The organism is Streptomyces sp. NBC_01268, from assembly GCF_036240795.1.
Classification (GTDB): Bacteria; Actinomycetota; Actinomycetes; order Streptomycetales; family Streptomycetaceae; genus Streptomyces.
In genome coordinates, this window is sequence record NZ_CP108454.1 from 6,384,293 (window position 1) to 6,400,310 (window position 16,018).

At 75.2% G+C, this 16,018-nt stretch carries 7 protein-coding genes; all 7 read left to right on the forward strand.

Going from position 1 to position 16,018, the window contains the following annotated elements; genetic code table 11:
- Nucleotides 1-6: 6 nt before the first annotated feature.
- Entirely contained in the window at nt 7-2,514 is a 2,508-nt protein-coding gene (locus tag OG309_RS28700; protein ID WP_329425108.1) for a VWA domain-containing protein, read from the forward strand.
- A gap of 70 nt (nt 2,515-2,584) precedes the next feature.
- Nucleotides 2,585-6,037, forward strand: a complete 3,453-nt coding sequence (locus OG309_RS28705) for a tubulin-like doman-containing protein (protein WP_329425110.1) — start codon at nt 2,585-2,587, stop codon at nt 6,035-6,037.
- On the forward strand, nt 6,034-8,535 hold the full coding sequence (locus OG309_RS28710) for a hypothetical protein (protein ID WP_329425112.1): 2,502 nt from the start codon (nt 6,034-6,036) through the stop codon (nt 8,533-8,535). Before OG309_RS28705 ends, OG309_RS28710 begins: the two co-directional genes overlap by 4 nt.
- Nucleotides 8,532-10,646, forward strand: a complete 2,115-nt coding sequence (locus OG309_RS28715; RefSeq protein WP_329425114.1) for a hypothetical protein — start codon at nt 8,532-8,534, stop codon at nt 10,644-10,646. Before OG309_RS28710 ends, OG309_RS28715 begins: the two co-directional genes overlap by 4 nt.
- The gene (locus OG309_RS28720; RefSeq protein ID WP_329425116.1) at nt 10,646-13,441 is read left to right on the forward strand and encodes a hypothetical protein; all 2,796 of its coding nucleotides are present in this window, start codon (nt 10,646-10,648) and stop codon (nt 13,439-13,441) included. Before OG309_RS28715 ends, OG309_RS28720 begins: the two co-directional genes overlap by 1 nt.
- Before the next feature lie 40 nt (nt 13,442-13,481).
- Nucleotides 13,482-14,714 (forward strand): arginine deiminase, encoded by a 1,233-nt coding sequence (locus OG309_RS28725; protein ID WP_329425118.1) that lies wholly within the window; start codon nt 13,482-13,484, stop codon nt 14,712-14,714.
- 164 nt (nt 14,715-14,878) lie between these two features.
- Entirely contained in the window at nt 14,879-15,901 is a 1,023-nt protein-coding gene (argF, locus tag OG309_RS28730) for an ornithine carbamoyltransferase (protein ID WP_329425119.1), read from the forward strand.
- Nucleotides 15,902-16,018: the final 117 nt, after the last annotated feature.

The window sequence follows — 16,018 nt, forward strand, 5'->3', positions numbered from 1 at the left end:
TTGACCATGCAGTGGAGACACCCGAGGAGCGCCCTGTTCCTCGCCGGGGCGCTGCTCGCCCTGTCCGGCCCGTTCGGCGGCCCCGCCGTCGCGGTGCCGGCCGCGGGCGCGCCCTCGACGGCGGCGTCCCAGGCGTCCGACGGGCCCGACCCGATCGACTTCGCCGTCGTCGTCGACCAGTCGGCCAGCCTCGCCGACAAGGACCTCGTGCGCGAGACGGAGGCCGCCGCACTGCTCGGCCAGGGCGAGATATCCGACCGGTCCCGCGCCACGGTGATCGGCTTCGGCAGCTCGGAGAAGGCCGGACAGTCGCCGGTACGGGAGGTGTGCCCGCTCATCACCGTCGACGAGGCCGGCCGCCGGAAGCTCAGCGACTGCGTCCAGGGCCTCTCCCGCCGCGACAGCGCCCTGATGGGCCCTGGCACCGACTTCCCCGCGGCGATCCGCCAGGCCGTCTCCCGGCTCACCGAGGCCGCCGGGAGCGGGACCGCCGGGAAGACCACGCCCAAGGTGGTCTTCCTGCTCACCGACGGGAAGCTGGACGTCGGCGACAGCCCCGAGTACGGCACCGACCCCGCCAGCCGCCAGGCCAACGGGGCCAAGCGGCTCGACGAGGAGCTGGCCCGCGCCCGCGCCGCCGGGGTACAGATCTGGCCGCTCGGCTTCGGCAGCGGCATCGACAAGGCGGCGCTCACCGCGATGGCCGAGGGCGGCTACCGCGGCGCCTGCTCCGACGTGCCCGGTGCCACGCCCCGGATGCGGGTGGCCGCCACCTCCGCCGAGATCGACAAGGCGCTCCAGGAGGCCTTCGCCGGCGCCCGCTGCGCCCGCGTCTCGCACGGCACCGTCGGCAAGCCGCCCGCCGACCTGTACGTCACCATCCCGCCCATCGCCACCGACGGTTCCCTCACCGTCAGCAAGCACGACCCGAAGGTGCGCGTCACCTACTACGACCCGAACGGCCGCAAGGTGCCCACGCACGGCACGTTCGAGGACTCGGCCTTCGAGGTCAGCGGCGAGGACGGGCCCGTCGAGGCGCTGCGCGTGAAGAACCCGCTGCCCGGCCGCTGGCGCATCCGCGTCGAGGCGCCCGAGGGCCACGACGGCCAGGAGGTCGCCGTCCGGGCCATCTGGCAGGGCCGGCTGCGTTCGGTCCTCACCCTCGACCCGGCCGCGCCGCGGGCGGGCCAGCAGGCCGTGGTGGAGGTGCGGATGCAGACCCGGCGGGGGGTCGTCATCACCGACCCCGGGCAGCTGGAGGGCATCGGCGTCACCGTCGAACTGAGCGGCGACGGCTTCTCCCCGGTCAGCGCACGGCTCGCGGACGACGGGCGGGCCCCGGACCGCCGGGCGGGGGACGTCCGGTTCACGGGCACGCTCACCGTCCCGGCCGGCGCCGCCGGGAAACTGAGGCTGATCGCCCGGATGTCCGCGCCGGGCGTCACCTCCGACGAGCGCCCGCTGTACACCACGACGACGGTCGGCACGCCCGAGATCACCGCCGGGCTCTCCGTGGACCGGGTCACCGTGCACCCGGGCGGCACGGTCCACGGCACGCTCTCCGTCACCAACAACGGCACCGCCCCGCGCACCCTGCGCCTCAGCCTCACCGACGGCACCGGGTCCGACGGCTCCGGAGCCGGCACGGCGGGGCCCGACGCGTCCGCGACGACCGGCGACGGGGCCGGCGGCACGCCGGGCGCCGCGCAGCTCGGCATCTCCCCGGCCACGGTCGTCGCCCCGCCGGGCAAGCAGACGAGCGTGGCGTTCACCGTCACCGTCGGCGAGGGCACGCCGCTCGGCGAACTCGGCGGCCAGGTCGCCGTCGTGGACACCGCCGACCCCGACCGCCCCCTCGACACCGCCTTCCTCGACGTGTCGGTCGCCCCGTGGCCCACCTGGTGGGAGACGTACTGGTCGTACGTGGCCGGCGGCGCGGCCGTGCTCGCGCTGCTCGGCGCCTTCGCCGCCGTCCGGCTCGCGGCCCGGCGCCGCCGCCGCGCCCTCGCCGGGACCCGGCTCGAACTCCGCAGGGACGGAAGGACCCTGGACACGCTCACCATCCGCGCCGGACAGAGCGTGGGCGGGGAGTTCCACTTCACCGTCGACGAGGTGCGGGGCGCCGCGCCCACCCTGCGCCGGGCCCGCGGCGGCGGCGCCCACCGGCTGCGCAGGAACGGCGCGGGCGAGCTGCTGCTGCGCCTGAACCGGGGCCGCGAGGAGCCCGTACGGGCAGGGGAGGCGTTCGCCGTCGACGACTGCGAACTCGTCGTGCAGGGCGCGCGCCCCCCGGACCGCACCGCCCGCACCCCGCGCACCGCCCGCACCCGCATCCCCGGATTCCCGGGGGCCCGGTCCGGCACCCGTACGGGCACCCGTACGCGCGCCGGCGGCGGGTCCGGCACGGGCGCGGGCGACGGGGGAGCGGGCGGGGACGACACGACCTGGCAGCCCGGTCCCGCGCTCGACACCGACGGCACCGGCACGAGAGGCACCTGGAACGGGGACTTCTGACCCACGCCCCGACGAGCGACACCCCCACCCACCGAACCACGGGGTCCTCAGGGTCCTTCAGGGAGACGACATGAAGATCTACCAGCCCATGCTGTTCGTCGGGCTAGGCGGCACCGGCGGGCGCATCGGCAGCGAACTGGAACGCAGCCTGCGGCGCGAACTGTGCGGGCCCGACGGCACCGCGCTCGTCGACGGAGGGCGCCGACTGCCCTTCCAGCTGCCCGACTGCCTGCAGTTCGTGTACGCCGACTTCAGCGAGTCCGAGCTGCTGCGGCAGCCGCAGTTCCGCGCCAAGGGAGCCGAGGGCGCCGCCTACGCCCGCACCTCCCGCATGGTCCGCGACCTGCTGCCCACCGACTACGACTCCTCCCCGGAGGTCACCCGCATGCTGCGGGTCGCCCTGCACGAGGAGACCCGGCTCTGGCTGCCGCCGCAGGCCCGCCAGCCGCGGGTGGCGCCCCTGCACAACGGCGCGGGACAGCTGCCCACCGTCGGGCGGGCCGCGCTCTTCGCGACGATGCGCACGGGCCTCGAACCCGTCCTGCGGCAACTGCGCGAGGCCATCGGGGCCATCGGCAACTCGGCCGGCGACCTCCAGCAGGTCGGCGGCGGCCGGATCCGCGGCTGCGACGTCTTCGTCGCCTTCTCCGTCGCGGGCGGCACCGGCGCAGGCATCTTCTACGACTTCATCCACCTCATCGGGCACGAGTTCCGGCGCTCCAAGGTCCCCGGCGTGAAGATCTACCCGCTGGTCGTCATGCCCTCCGCGTTCCCGCCGGAGGCGGGCGGCGGACGCGAGGCCGAACTCAACTCCGCCCGCGCCCTCGTGGACCTGTCGCGCCTGGTCGACGACCAGAACGTGCCGGACGCCCTCGACGAGGTCGGCGATGTCGAACAGCGGGGCCGGATCAGCGTCCACTACCCCGGCGACGGCGTGGTGTCCCTGCGCCCCTCCACGGTGCAGACGGCCTTCCTCTTCTCCAAGCCGGCCGTCATCGGCACCGAGGACCTGCGCCGCTCCATCACCGCGATGGTGCTGTCCCTCATCGGCACCGAACTGAGCGAGGAGAGCGGCTCCGCGAGCCGCGCCGAGGACGACTACCAGTCCTTCGCCGCCAGCTTCATCAACAAGAGCGTCGAGCGCTCCACCCCCGCCCGTACCGGCATCGGCTACCGCGGCATGTCCACCAGCCTCGCCGCCTCCCTCACCGTGCCCGTCGACGACCTCGCCGAGATCGTCGCCGCCCGGCTGCTGGCCCAGGCGGTCCGCGGCCTCGGCGAGCGGGCCCGGCGCGGCGGCCGCGAGGACAAGCAGCTCGTCCAGGACATGTTCACCCGCTCCGGCGTCGGGCGCCTGTGGAGCCGCGAGGCCCCCGACGTCCCCGCGCCCGAGCAGTTGCCCAAGGGCAGCCGGGCCATCACCCAGGCCCTGCGGGACCGGCTCGGCGACATGGAGGACTCGCTGCGCCGCCTGGAGGCCGAGCTCGCCCGCGAGGTGCCCCGGCTCACCGAGGACTTCAAACCCGGCACCGCAGCCCGCGAACTCCTCGGCGTGATCAGCCCGTTCCGCCTCGAAGCCGTTCTCAACGGGCTGCCGGGCCACGCCGACCGGGTCGCCTCCGTCGGCTTCACCGGCATGCTCGACAACCGGCGCAACGACCCCGAACGGCCCCCGGACATCCAGACCTCGGCCCCCGTCATCCCGCACATCAAGCGCGGCGCGGGCGGTCTCGTCCCGGCCCGCTGGGGCGACCCCGACGTGCAGGACGCGCTCGCCCGCCAGGAGACCTGGTACCAGTGGCGGGCCCGTACCCTGTGGCACCGGGCCTGGAAGGCCGGCGACTCCCAGTGGCGGCCCCCGCTGCTGCGGATCCTCGGCGAGCTCGGCGAACTCGCCAAGGTGCTGCGCGCCCACGAGCAGGACGAGGGCAAGCAGTTCGCCGACCGCCGCCGCGAGCTCTACCGCGACGACCGCACCGGCATCTCCTACCTGCTGCCCCCGCAGAACAGCCTGCGCGCCTTCTACGACGACGTCCTCGACCGCCTGGTGAAGAGCGAGGGCCTGCCCGAGAACACCGACGCCGCCGGCCTGCTCGAAGAGCTGGTCCGCCCCGAGGACTGGCGGCGCGCCCTCGACGCCGTGCGCCGTTCGCCCGGCGCCGCCGTCAAGGAGATCAAGCAGGTCGTCGAGCGGCGGGTCAAGAAGCTGTTCGGCGAGGCCGACGACGACCGCTTCGACCGCCCCCTGCTGCCCTCCATGGAGCTGCTGCTGCGGGCGGCGGCCGGTGACGAGTCCGCCGAGTCCCGGGTCGACGCCCGCTGGCTCGGCCAGTTCCGCTCGGCGCTCGCCGGACTGCTCCCGGTCGGCTTCACCCCGGACGGCGGCGGCCCGCTGAAGATCCTCATCGTGCACCCGGCGAGCGAGTCCGACGGGCGGGCCAGCGGATACCTGCGCCAGGAGCTCAACCTGCCGCCGCGCGCCACCCAGGAGTACCGGGCGGTCGACACCGACTCCATCACCGTCGTCCTCTTCCGCAGCGGCATGAACCTCACGGACATCTCCGAGGTCCGGGGCGTCCTCACCCTCTGGGCCGAGGCGCGCGACTCGGCGGGCCAGGACGACTTCCTGCACTGGCGCCAGCGCCTCGGCTACCAGGACGACTGGCTGGTCTCCACCGAGGAGGACCGGCAGCGGATCCTGCACCGGCTGCTGAACGCCATGTGGAACGGGAACATCCACGTCGAGGGCCACCCCGACTCGCCCGACCTGGTCCGCATCCGCCTCCAGGAAGGCGAGTCCGCGACCATGTCGCTGCGCCTGGAGGGCTTCGACGGCGCCCTGTCCAGCTGGGCCGGACTGCTGCGCGCGTACGAGCGGTGGGCCCTGCTCGACGAGGGGCAGATCATCGAGGAGTTCTGCGAACGCCTGATGCGCGCCCTGCCCAGGGGGCTCGCCCACACCCCGGCGCCGCCCGCGCCGCTCTTCACCCACTTCGTGGAGAAGGTCGCTCCTCGTCAGCGGGTGCTCCTCGACGAACTGGCCGCCGAGTACGGGGACGAGGACGCCGAATGGCTGGCCCCGCTGCGCCACTTCTGGACGGTGACCTTCCCGGGCGCCCTCCACATGCGCTTCGCCGGCGCGAGCCGTGCCACCCGGCCCAGCCTGAGGGCCCTGTTCGAACGCCACGCGCCGGGCCGGGAGCAGAGCTGGACCGGCGAGGGCGGCGGGCGCGCCGCGGACCGGGAGTCCGAGCCCCCCTGGCCCCCGGCACCCAGGGCCGCCGACGCGCGCGACCGGCACGACCCGCGCGAGCGGCGCGACCGGTACGACGCGCGCGACCCGTACGACGCGCGCGACCGCCACGACCCGCGCGAGTCGAGGGCACCGTGGCCCGCCGACCCGCCGGAGCCGCGGGCGCCCGATCCGGTGGCGCCCGCCCGCGAACCGTCCGCCGCGCCGTCCCACCGCCCCGAGCCCGAGGACGCCGGCTACCCCTGGGAACTGGACGGTGAGGAGGAGTGAGCGACCGCACCACCTTGGACCAGCCCGTCCCGGGCCACGCCGTCCTGCTCGACCTGCGGGCCGGCGGGTACGCCCCCAGCCACGCAGACGCCGACGCGGAGGCGGCCGTGTACCGGGCGCTCGCCGCCCCGCAGCCCGTCGGCGAGCGCCGCTTCCTCGTCGTCGACGACGCCGACCGGCTCATCGCCCACCAGCGCCTCTACGAGCGCCTCTCCTCCTACGGACCCGCCCAGATCGTCTGCCTGGCCGTCGGCGCCCCGGGGGAGCGGACCCTGCGCCGCACCCTCACCCTGGGGCCCCCGCCCGCCGGGGTGCTGTGGCTGCTCGACGACTTCCGCGGCCCCGACGCGGGCGCCCTGCGCCCGCTCGTCGACGTGCTCGCCACTCCCGAGGTGTTCGACGCCGTGCTCCGGGGCCTCGGCCGCATCGTGAACGGCGTCGCCGTCCCCTCCGTACGCATCCTGGAACACGACCTGACCGACGAGGCCCGTGCACGGGCCTGGCGCCAGGCGATCGAGGCACTCACCGGGCCCGACGTCCCCACGCCCGCCTCCATCGGCCCCGTCCCCGGCGAACTGGCCCTGCTGCTCGACGAGTCGGTGCCGCGCTCGCTCGCCGGGCACGCCTGGCTGCCCGCCCACGGGAGGGCCGGGGCCCAGCTCAGCGCCTGCGAGGACGCCCTCGACGAGGCGATCGAGGGCCACGCCCGGGTGCGCGGCGCCGCCGGGCTGTTCGGCGCCGCCGGCCGGGACGCCGACCTGCCCGGCGACCTCGAACGCCTCGCCCAGGCCCTCGTCCGGTTCCGGAACACCGTCGCCGACGCCTTCGCCCTCGCCGGCGGCACCCGGCCGACCATCGAGGAGCGCGGGCTGCTGCGCGACCGCGGCGTCCAACTCCCCGAGATGCCGCGGGAGATCACCCGTACCGGCATCGTCCCCGCGCTGCGCGACCACACCCACGAGCTGATCGGCCGCCGGCTGCCGCTGCGCTCGGTCGCCGCCCGGCTCACCGCCCTGGCGGCCCGCACCGCCCCGGCGGGCAGCGCCGCCCGGCTCTCCCGCCTCGACGCGATCTGCGGCCCCGCGCAACTGGACCGGCTCACCGCGCGGCACCCCTTCCTCACCGGCGGCCCGGCGCCTTCCGCCGTGGCCGTGACCGGACTCCTCGCCGCGATCGCGGGACTGTGGACGGGCGTCGGCTGGGCCCTCGGCCCCGCCGTCGGGCTGCTCGCCGCCCTCCTGGCCCAGCGGATGGGACGCCGCCGCCCCAACCGCTCGCCCGACGGGCGCCTCGACGGCGGCGGCAGCACCGGCACCGTGCCCCGCCTCTTCGGCGGCCTGGCCGGCGGGCTCGCCGGGGCGGGCGCCGGCAGCTGGCTCGGCCTGCCGCTGTGGGTGGGCGCCCCGGCCTTCGCCGTGGCCACGATCGCGGTCGTGCTGCTCGCGCTGCGCGACTGGACCCGGGGCGTGGACGACTGGTGGGACCGGGCGGACCCGGAAGGGGCGGGCCGGGTCCTCAAGGAGATCCAGGCCCTGGTCGTCACCACCGCCGTGCACGACTGGCTCTTCGCCGACGTGCGCCACCACTGCTCCGACGGGGCCGGGGCGGTCGCCCGGCTCCTCAAGGGCCTCGCGGCGACGGCGCAGGCGCACGGCGGGAAGGAGGACCGCGACCCGTACGGGTGGGAGACGCCCGCCCCGGAGACCGGCGCCACGACGCCGGCGGCCGGAGCCCGCCGGGGCGAGCCGACCGGCTGGGACTGGGACGACTCGGCGGACGGCGCCGGGTACGGCGCCGACCACGGCTCCTGGCCGGGCGGGGGCACGTCCGGCGGCGCCTGGCCCGGCGACCCCCGGTTCGGCGGCGACGACCCGCACCCCGCCACCGCCCCCGCGCCCCCGACGGCGCCCACACCGCCCGCGCCCGCCCCGAAGTGGCTGGAGCGGCGGTACGGGGACGGCGGCCCCGCGCTCGTGGACACCCTCAACGGGGACCTCGTCGAGGGGGTCGTGACCCTGCTCGACACCTGCTGGGCCGGGATCGAACGCGACCCGGGCAACGCGGGCCGGGCCCCGCTCGACCGGCAGATGAACGAGCTGCTCGACGAGACCCGGACGCGCCTCGAACGCGACGCCGCCGCGTCCCCGCCGCCCGGCCGGGACCGGGGCGAGCGGCCCGACGCCGCCCGGCTCACGGGCGTCGCCCCGGAGGCGGTCGCCCGGCTGATCGCCGCCGCCGACGACGACCCCGCCCTGACCGTCCCGCTGTGCGGCCCCGAACACCTGCGGCTGCTCACCCACGAGCCGGGCGCGGTGCGCCGCGTGCGGTTCGTGCCCGAGACCATGCGGCGCGGGACGACCGGCGACGACATCTGGCGGGGCGCCGTCGAGGACGTGGTGTGGACGGACTCCGGCCGGCACGCGGGCGTCCTGCGTCTCGTACCACTGCGTGCGGACGTGGTGCGCACCGTGAGGGAAGAGGAGGGCGGAGCGCCATGACCGAGGCGGAATCCGCACCGGGGCAGGGGCCCCTGGAGGAGCTGGAGTTCCTCACCCACCGGCAGGAGCAGATCCGCATCGCCGTACGCCTCGGCGAGGAGAGACGGGCACCCGCCCGGCCCCACCTGCTGATGCGGCAGCTCTCCATGGGCGACGGCTGGCCCGTCGTCCAGTTCCGGCTGCCGCGCTCCGCACAGGGCGACCCCCGCGCGTACGCCCTGCTCGAACGGGAGGTCGCCGCCGCGGTCGCCGTCGAACGCCGTTACGAAGGGGAGAAGTTCGCCGAACTCTTCACCCGGATCGTCGGCTTCGACCTCGACTGCGCCGAACCCTTCGTGCTCTACCGATCCTCGCCGGGCACCCCGCTCGCCGAGTGCCTGCCCCGCCTCGGCGGCGAGGAACAGCAGAAGATCGTCGGCCAGCTCGCCGTCGCCGTACGGCTGCTCGGCGAGGCGGGCCTCGTCCACCGGGCCCTCACCCCCGAGACCGTACGGTGGACCGGCGGCCACATCCGGCTGAGCGAGCCGCACGCGGCGCAGCGCACCGGCGAACCCCGCGAACCCTTCGGCACCTCCCCGTGGGCCTCGCCCGAACAGCGCGCGGGCCGCGGCGGCGCCGACACCCGCGACGACCTGTGGTCGCTCGCCCGGATCGCCTACTACCTGCTCTCCGGACACCCCGGACCGCCCGGGCTCGCCGACCGGGCCGACGGGCCGCCCGCCGACCTCGGCGAGTACCGCCGGCTCACCGCGCTCGCCCAGAGCGGCCTGTTCGGCCCGGTGGCCGCCGCCCGGCCGTCCCCCGCCGAACTGCTGCGCCTGCTCCGCCTGCGCGACCCGCTCGCCGACTCCGTCGACACCGCCGACCCGCTCGACCACGGCCGCGAACGGTACGACGCCGAACTCGCCCGCAAGGAGGGCCTCCTGCGGGCGGCGCGGGAGGAGGCGGAGGAACGGGAGCGGCGCAACGAGAGGTTCGAACCCGCCCCGCCGCGCAAGAGCTGGTTCCCGAGGGGCAACCGGGAGGACGACCGGGCCGCCGCCGCGCCGCCCCCGCCCGTCGAACCACCCCCGCGGACCTGCCCGTACTGCCTGCTGCCCGTCCACTACGACGAGAACCTCCTCGTCACCATCGACGCCAAGGGCACCCGCATCCCGCTCGACCTCAGCGGTGAGCACCGCCCCGCCCACATCAAGGACGCGCTGCGCACCGCCTACCACCTCTGCCCGCACGCCGACGGGGACGAGGCCCACGAACTGCCCGTCCCCTACCTCACCAACGGCGAGCCGCTGTCCATCGCCTTCGTCGGCAGCTCCGCCGTCGGCAAGACCCACCTGATGGCCGCCATGCTCGGGGAGGTCGAGCTCGGCGGCCTGGAGCCGTACGGCCTGAAGGCGCTGCCCCTCAACCCCGAGGCGCACCGCGCCTATCTGCGCGAACGCGTGCAGAGCCTCCAGCAGGGAAGACAGCTGGGCCGCACCGGACAGCAGACCTTCGCCCACTTCGCCGACGGACTGCTCGTCTCCGCCCCCGGCCGCGCCCCGCGCCCCGTCGTCTTCTTCGACCTCGCGGGCGAGGACCTCGCCCAGGACGGGGTGGTGACCCGATTCCTGATGGGCGTGGACGCCTTCGTGTTCGTCGTCGACCCGCTGCGCGCCCTGCGCATGCCGGCCCTCGACCCGCTGCGCGAACGGTACGGGCTGCCCCGCCGCGACCTCGGCGACGAGGCGTTCACCACCGTCCTCAACAAGCTGGACCGCCCGTCGCACGGCCTCCTCCCCGCGCCCGCCGCGATCGCGGTCAACAAGAGCGACCTGATGCGCTTCGAACCGGCCGTCGACCGCTGGCTCGGACGGGCGCTGCCCGAGCGGTACGACCAGGAGCAGACCAGGGCCGAGAGCCGGGACGCGTACGCCTTCCTGGACCACCACGCCAGCCCCGCCTGGCTGCGGCCCTTCGACGACCACGCCCACTGCACCCTGCACTTCGTCGCCGCCACCGGAGGCCAGGCGCGCGGCGACCGCTTTCCGCACGGGGCCCGGCCGCGGCGGGTCCTGGCGCCGCTGCTGTCCGTCTTCGCCGCGTGCGGGCTGCTTCGAGGGAGAGGCTGATGGCGCGCAACCCCGACGAGTTCGACCAGATCGTCTTCCGCTGGGACAGCGAGAACGTCTCCGGCACCACCGGTTTCGGGCCCGTCGCCTGGTCGGGCTCGCGCACGGACGCGGAGGGCCTGTTCCACGGTGCCGGGTCGCTGCTGCGGGCCAGCGGGGACGAGACCAGACCCGCGCTGATCCGGCTCCAGCGCCGGGGCGGCGATGCGGTGCTGATCCGCCGCCTCCCCTGGACCGACCCCGGCGGAGGCGCCTCCGCGCTCTGCCACGCCCTCGTCGGCTCGCCCGAGGTCCTGTCGGCCGCCACCTGCCTGGGGCTGCACGGCTGGACCTGGGAGGGCGCCGACCTGGCGCTCGCCGAGGTGCGGGGCGAGCTGCCCACGGTGTGGGAGGCGGCGCTCCTCTCGGTCGTCGGCGAGGGACAGTTCGCGCTCGACGCGCGGATCCCGGACGTCGCCGAGGAACTCGTCGGCGTGGCTGCCGAGTTGATCCGCCACCCGGAGGACCGCTTCACTTTCCTGGACGAGCGGGGCGACACCGCGCTTCCGGTCCTGTGGGGCCTGCAGAGCATGTTCGGCCGCATCCACCGCAGCTGGACCTTCGCCAGCCACGACACGGCCGAACTCCCCGGACTGCGCTTCGTGTTCGTCAGCCGCTGGGCGGGCGCCGCCGCCCGCAACACCGACCGCCGCCGCTCCGACCCCCGCGAACGCGTCGGCGACGCGGCGGAGTCGGTGGCGGCCCGCCTCGTCGAACACCACCTGCGAGGCCTCGAAGAGGGCGACAACCGAGAGTTCGACGTCAGCGGCGCCCTCGAACGCTTCCACCCCCGCCCCGGCACCCCCCTCCTCCCCACGGCCCAGACGGCCGCCGCCCACCTCGACCGCCGCTACCCGACCCGGCCGGCGCCGCGTCGAGGGTCGGCGGGCGAGCGGGGGGCGGAGAACGCGCGGGCGGAGAACGCGCGGGGTGAGAGTGCGCGGGGCGAGGAGCGGGGCCGGGGGGCGGAGTCTCCTTGGGGGAGCGAGTCACCTCGGGGAGCGGAGTCCCCTTGGGGGACGGACGCGGCTCGGCGCGGGACGGAGCGGCCTCGCGAGGCGGAGCCGCCTCGCGGGGCTGAATCACCTCGCGGGGCGGGATCGCCTCGCGGCGCGGAGTCGCCCTGGGGGAGCGAGTCACCTCGGGGGTCCGAATCGTCTCAGGGGTCCGAGGGTGCTCGGGGTGCCGAGTCCGGTCGGCCTGGCGAGTCTCGTCGGGGGGCCGAGTCGCCCCGGGGCGCCGAGTCGCCCCAGGGGACCGAGAGCCCTCGGGGTTCCCAGCCGCCGCGCGGCACGGACTCGCCTCGTGGCACGGACTCGCCTGGAGGTGGCGAGCCCCCTCGGGCGGATGAATCGCCGCGGGCGGGCGATTCGCCCTGGGGCAACGAACGTGCCCGGGGCGCCGAGTCCACGCGCGGGGCCGAGCCACCCCGTACCGACGCAACGCCCTGGGCAGCAGACCCGCCCTGGGCAGCAGACCCGCCCTGGGCCGCCGACTCGCCCCGTGGCGCCGGCGCGCCTCGCGGCGCGCAACCGCCCTGGGGTGCCGCGTCCTCTCGGGACTCCGAGGCCTCCCCTACCCCTGAGGCCTCCCGTACCCCCGAGGCGACTCGGCCCAAGGGCGAGCCCGAGGCGGGCTCGGACGTCGCGCCCCCCTCGTACCCCCCTCGCGCCTCGGAAGGCGCCCGACCCGCCGACCCCGCCGCCTCCCCCTGGGCCGGGCCCGCGAAGCTGGGGCGGCGGATGCGGCGGCGGAGGGGGCCGGTTCCGAAGGAGGGCGGGCTCGGCGGGCGGCTGGACCGGGCGGAGAACGTCGGGCAGGCGCAGGCCGCCGCGCGCGAGGCCTCGGACGCGGACCTGCTCGCCGTGCTCCGCGACCGCGGACTGCCGCACCGCCTCACCACCGTCCTCGTCCAGGAGACCGCGCACCGCCTCCCCTCCTGGAACCGGCGGCTCCGCCACGAGCTGCGCGATCTGGTCCTCGCCGAGGCGTACTTCGTCTACCGCACCCACCCCGCCGACCACGTCGAGCCCGCCGAGCGGGCCGCCGACGCGGCCGCCCTGCACCGCTGGGCCGTGGGTCCGGTGCTGGGCGGCACGAAGAGCGGCAGCGGCGGCCGGAACGCCGAGGCCGCGGTCGACGAGCTCGCGGAGCTGCTCGCCCGGTTCCGTACGAGTCCGCACCCGGCGGCCTGGGCGGCCTTCCGCAAGATCGTGCGGGACGAGCGGTCGGGGCTGCCGGGGTCCGTCCTGCGCGGTCTGGCCCTCGGCACCCAGCGGCCCGCCGAGCGCGACCGTCCGCCGGACCCGGGGCGGCCACCCTCGGCGCCGCCGGAGTCCCGCCCCGCGGGTCCGGACCGGCCGGCGCCGCCCACCGGCGGGCCCGGTGCCGCCGCCCCGACGAGCCACGCCTCGACGCACCCCACGCGGACGGGCCGCCCCGCCTCGACGAGCCGTCCCCCGGCGGCCCCCGGCCAAGCAAGGTCCGCGCCGGACGGCAGCGTCCCGCCGGGTCAGGTCCCGCCGGGCCAGGTCCCGCCAGGGCACGTCCCGCCGAGCCGAGTCCCGCCGAGCCGAGTCCCGCCGACCTTCGACCCGCCGACCTTCGCCCCGCCGGCCCCCGACCCGCGAGCCCCGAGCCCCGACCCCTCCGCCCTCTCCGCCCCCTCCAAGGACGGCCGGGTCGTGGTCGGTGTGCTCGGTGCGGTCCTCGTCCTGCTGATCATCGTCATCTTCGCGTCGTTCCTGACGCGCTGAGAACCACGCGCGAGCCGTCCCGCTCCGTCAGGATGGGGCCATGGGATTCCATGTCGATTCCGAGACCGGGCGGCTGCGCCGCGTCATCCTGCACCGCCCCGATCTGGAGCTGAAGCGGCTCACCCCCACCAACAAGGACGCCCTCCTCTTCGACGACGTGCTGTGGGTGCGCCGGGCCCGGCAGGAGCACGACGGTTTCGCCGACGTGCTGCGCGACCGGGGTGTCGAGGTGCACCTCTTCGGGGACCTCCTGCGGGAGGCCCTGGAGCTCCCGGCGGCGCGCGCCCTGGTCCTGGACCGGGTCTTCGACGAGAAGGAGTACGGTCCGCTCGCCACCGACCACCTGCGCGCGGCCTTCGACTCGCTCGACGCCGCCACCCTGGTGGACGCGCTGGTCGGCGGGATGACGAAGCGGGAGTTCCTGGCCGGCCACCGCGAACCGACCTCGGTCCGCTTCCACGCCCTGGATCTGGACGACTTCGTGCTCGGCCCGCTGCCGAACCACCTCTTCACCCGGGACACCTCGGCCTGGATCTACGACGGGGTCTCGATCAACGCGATGCGCTGGCCGGCCCGGCAGCGCGAGACCGTCCACTTCGAGGCGATCTACAAGCACCACCCGCTGTTCAACGGCGCCGAGGCGGGCAGTTTCCACCACTGGTCGGAAGGGCAGGCCGACTACCCGTCGACGATCGAGGGCGGTGACGTCCTGGTCATCGGCAACGGCGCGGTCCTCATCGGCATGAGCGAGCGCACCACCCCGCAGGCCGTCGAGATGCTGGCCCGCGGCCTGTTCGCGGCGGGCTCGGCGCGCACGATCATCGCGCTGGACATGCCGAAGCGCCGGGCGTTCATGCACCTGGACACGGTGATGACGATGGTGGACCAGGACACCTTCACCCAGTACGCGGGGCTCGGCAATCTACGCTCGTACACGATCGAGCCGGGCGACGACGGGCGGTCCCTGCGGGTGACGGACCATCCGCCGGAGCAGATGCACAGCGCCATCGCCGCGGCGCTCGGCCTCCAGGACGTCCGGGTGCTCACGGCGACCCAGGACGTGCACGCGGCGGAGCGCGAGCAGTGGGACGACGGGTGCAACGTGCTCGCGGTGGAGCCGGGCGTGGTCGTGGCGTACGAGCGGAACGTCACCACCAACACGCATCTGCGCAAGCAGGGCATCGAGGTGATCGAGATTCCGGGCAGCGAGCTGGGCCGGGGGAGGGGCGGCCCGCGGTGCATGAGCTGTCCGGTGGAGAGGGAGGCGGTATAGAGAGGAGGGGGGGGCTGTATAAGAATTCTGAATTATGTATACACTTCCAGGGTCCTGATCCGTGCTGGACCGTGCCGATCGAGCTGATCGAGTTGATCCGCGCCGGTCCGTGCTGTCCTCGTCGATCCCTCGCGATCCCGCCCGACCCATCCCAGGAGCGCCTCATGGCCACCGACCTCACCGGCCGCCACTTCGTCAAGGAGCTGGACTTCACCGCCGAGGAGTTCCGCGGCCTGATCGCGCTCGCCGCCGAGCTCAAGGCGGCGAAGAAGGCGGGCACCGAGGTCCAGCGGCTGAAGGGCCGGAACGTCGCCCTGATCTTCGAGAAGACCTCGACCCGCACCCGCTGCGCCTTCGAGATCGCCGCCGCCGACCAGGGCGCCGCCACCACCTACCTGGACCCCGCCGGATCCCAGATCGGGCACAAGGAGTCGGTCAAGGACACCGCGCGGGTGCTCGGCCGGATGTTCGACGGGATCGAGTACCGGGGCGACAGCCAGGAGGCCGTCGAGGAGCTGGCCGCCTTCGCCGGCGTGCCCGTCTTCAACGGTCTCACCGACGACTGGCACCCGACCCAGATGCTGGCCGACGTGCTCACCATGACCGAGCACTGCGACAAGCCGCTGACCGGCATCGCCTTCGCCTACCTCGGCGACGCCCGCTTCAACATGGGCAACTCCTACCTCGTCACCGGCGCCCTGCTCGGCATGGACGTCCGGATCGTGGCCCCGAAGGAGTACTGGCCGGCCGAGGGCTTCGTCGCCGAGGCGCGGCGGCTCGCCGAGGGGAGCGGGGCCCGGATCACCCTCACCGAGGACGTCGCCGAGGGCGTGCGCGGAGCCGACTTCGTCGCCACCGACGTGTGGGTGTCGATGGGGGAGCCGAAGGAGGTCTGGGACGAGCGGATCGCCGCGCTCTCCCCGTACGCCGTGACCATGGACGTGCTGCGCGCCACCGGCAACCCGGACGTCAGGTTCCTGCACTGCCTGCCCGCCTTCCACGACCTCGGCACCGCCGTCGGCCGTGACATCCACGCCCGGCACGGGCTGACCGAGCTGGAGGTCTCCGACGAGGTCTTCGAGTCGGCGCACTCGGTCGTCTTCGACGAGGCGGAGAACCGGATGCACACGATCAAGGCGGTCATGGTCGCCACCATGGGCGACCCGGCGGCCGAGCCGACCGCGTAGGGCTCGGGCGGCGCCCAGGGTGCAGACGCCGCCCCGGGCCGTGCATGGAATTGCACCCGATGGGGTGAACATGCGCGGTACGGACTACTATCGCATCCTTCAGGGGGGTTCGGGCAT

Excerpts from the sequence above, each read along its gene's own strand:
- OG309_RS28700 (WP_329425108.1), top strand. The coding sequence starts at position 7 with ATGCAGTGGAGACACCCGAGGAGCGCCCTGTTCCTCGCCGGGGCGCTG.
- OG309_RS28705 (WP_329425110.1), top strand. The coding sequence starts at position 2,585 with ATGAAGATCTACCAGCCCATGCTGTTCGTCGGGCTAGGCGGCACCGGC.
- OG309_RS28715 (WP_329425114.1), top strand. The coding sequence starts at position 8,532 with ATGACCGAGGCGGAATCCGCACCGGGGCAGGGGCCCCTGGAGGAGCTG.
- OG309_RS28720 (WP_329425116.1), top strand. The coding sequence starts at position 10,646 with ATGGCGCGCAACCCCGACGAGTTCGACCAGATCGTCTTCCGCTGGGAC.
- OG309_RS28725 (WP_329425118.1), top strand. The coding sequence starts at position 13,482 with ATGGGATTCCATGTCGATTCCGAGACCGGGCGGCTGCGCCGCGTCATC.
- argF (WP_329425119.1), top strand. The coding sequence starts at position 14,879 with ATGGCCACCGACCTCACCGGCCGCCACTTCGTCAAGGAGCTGGACTTC.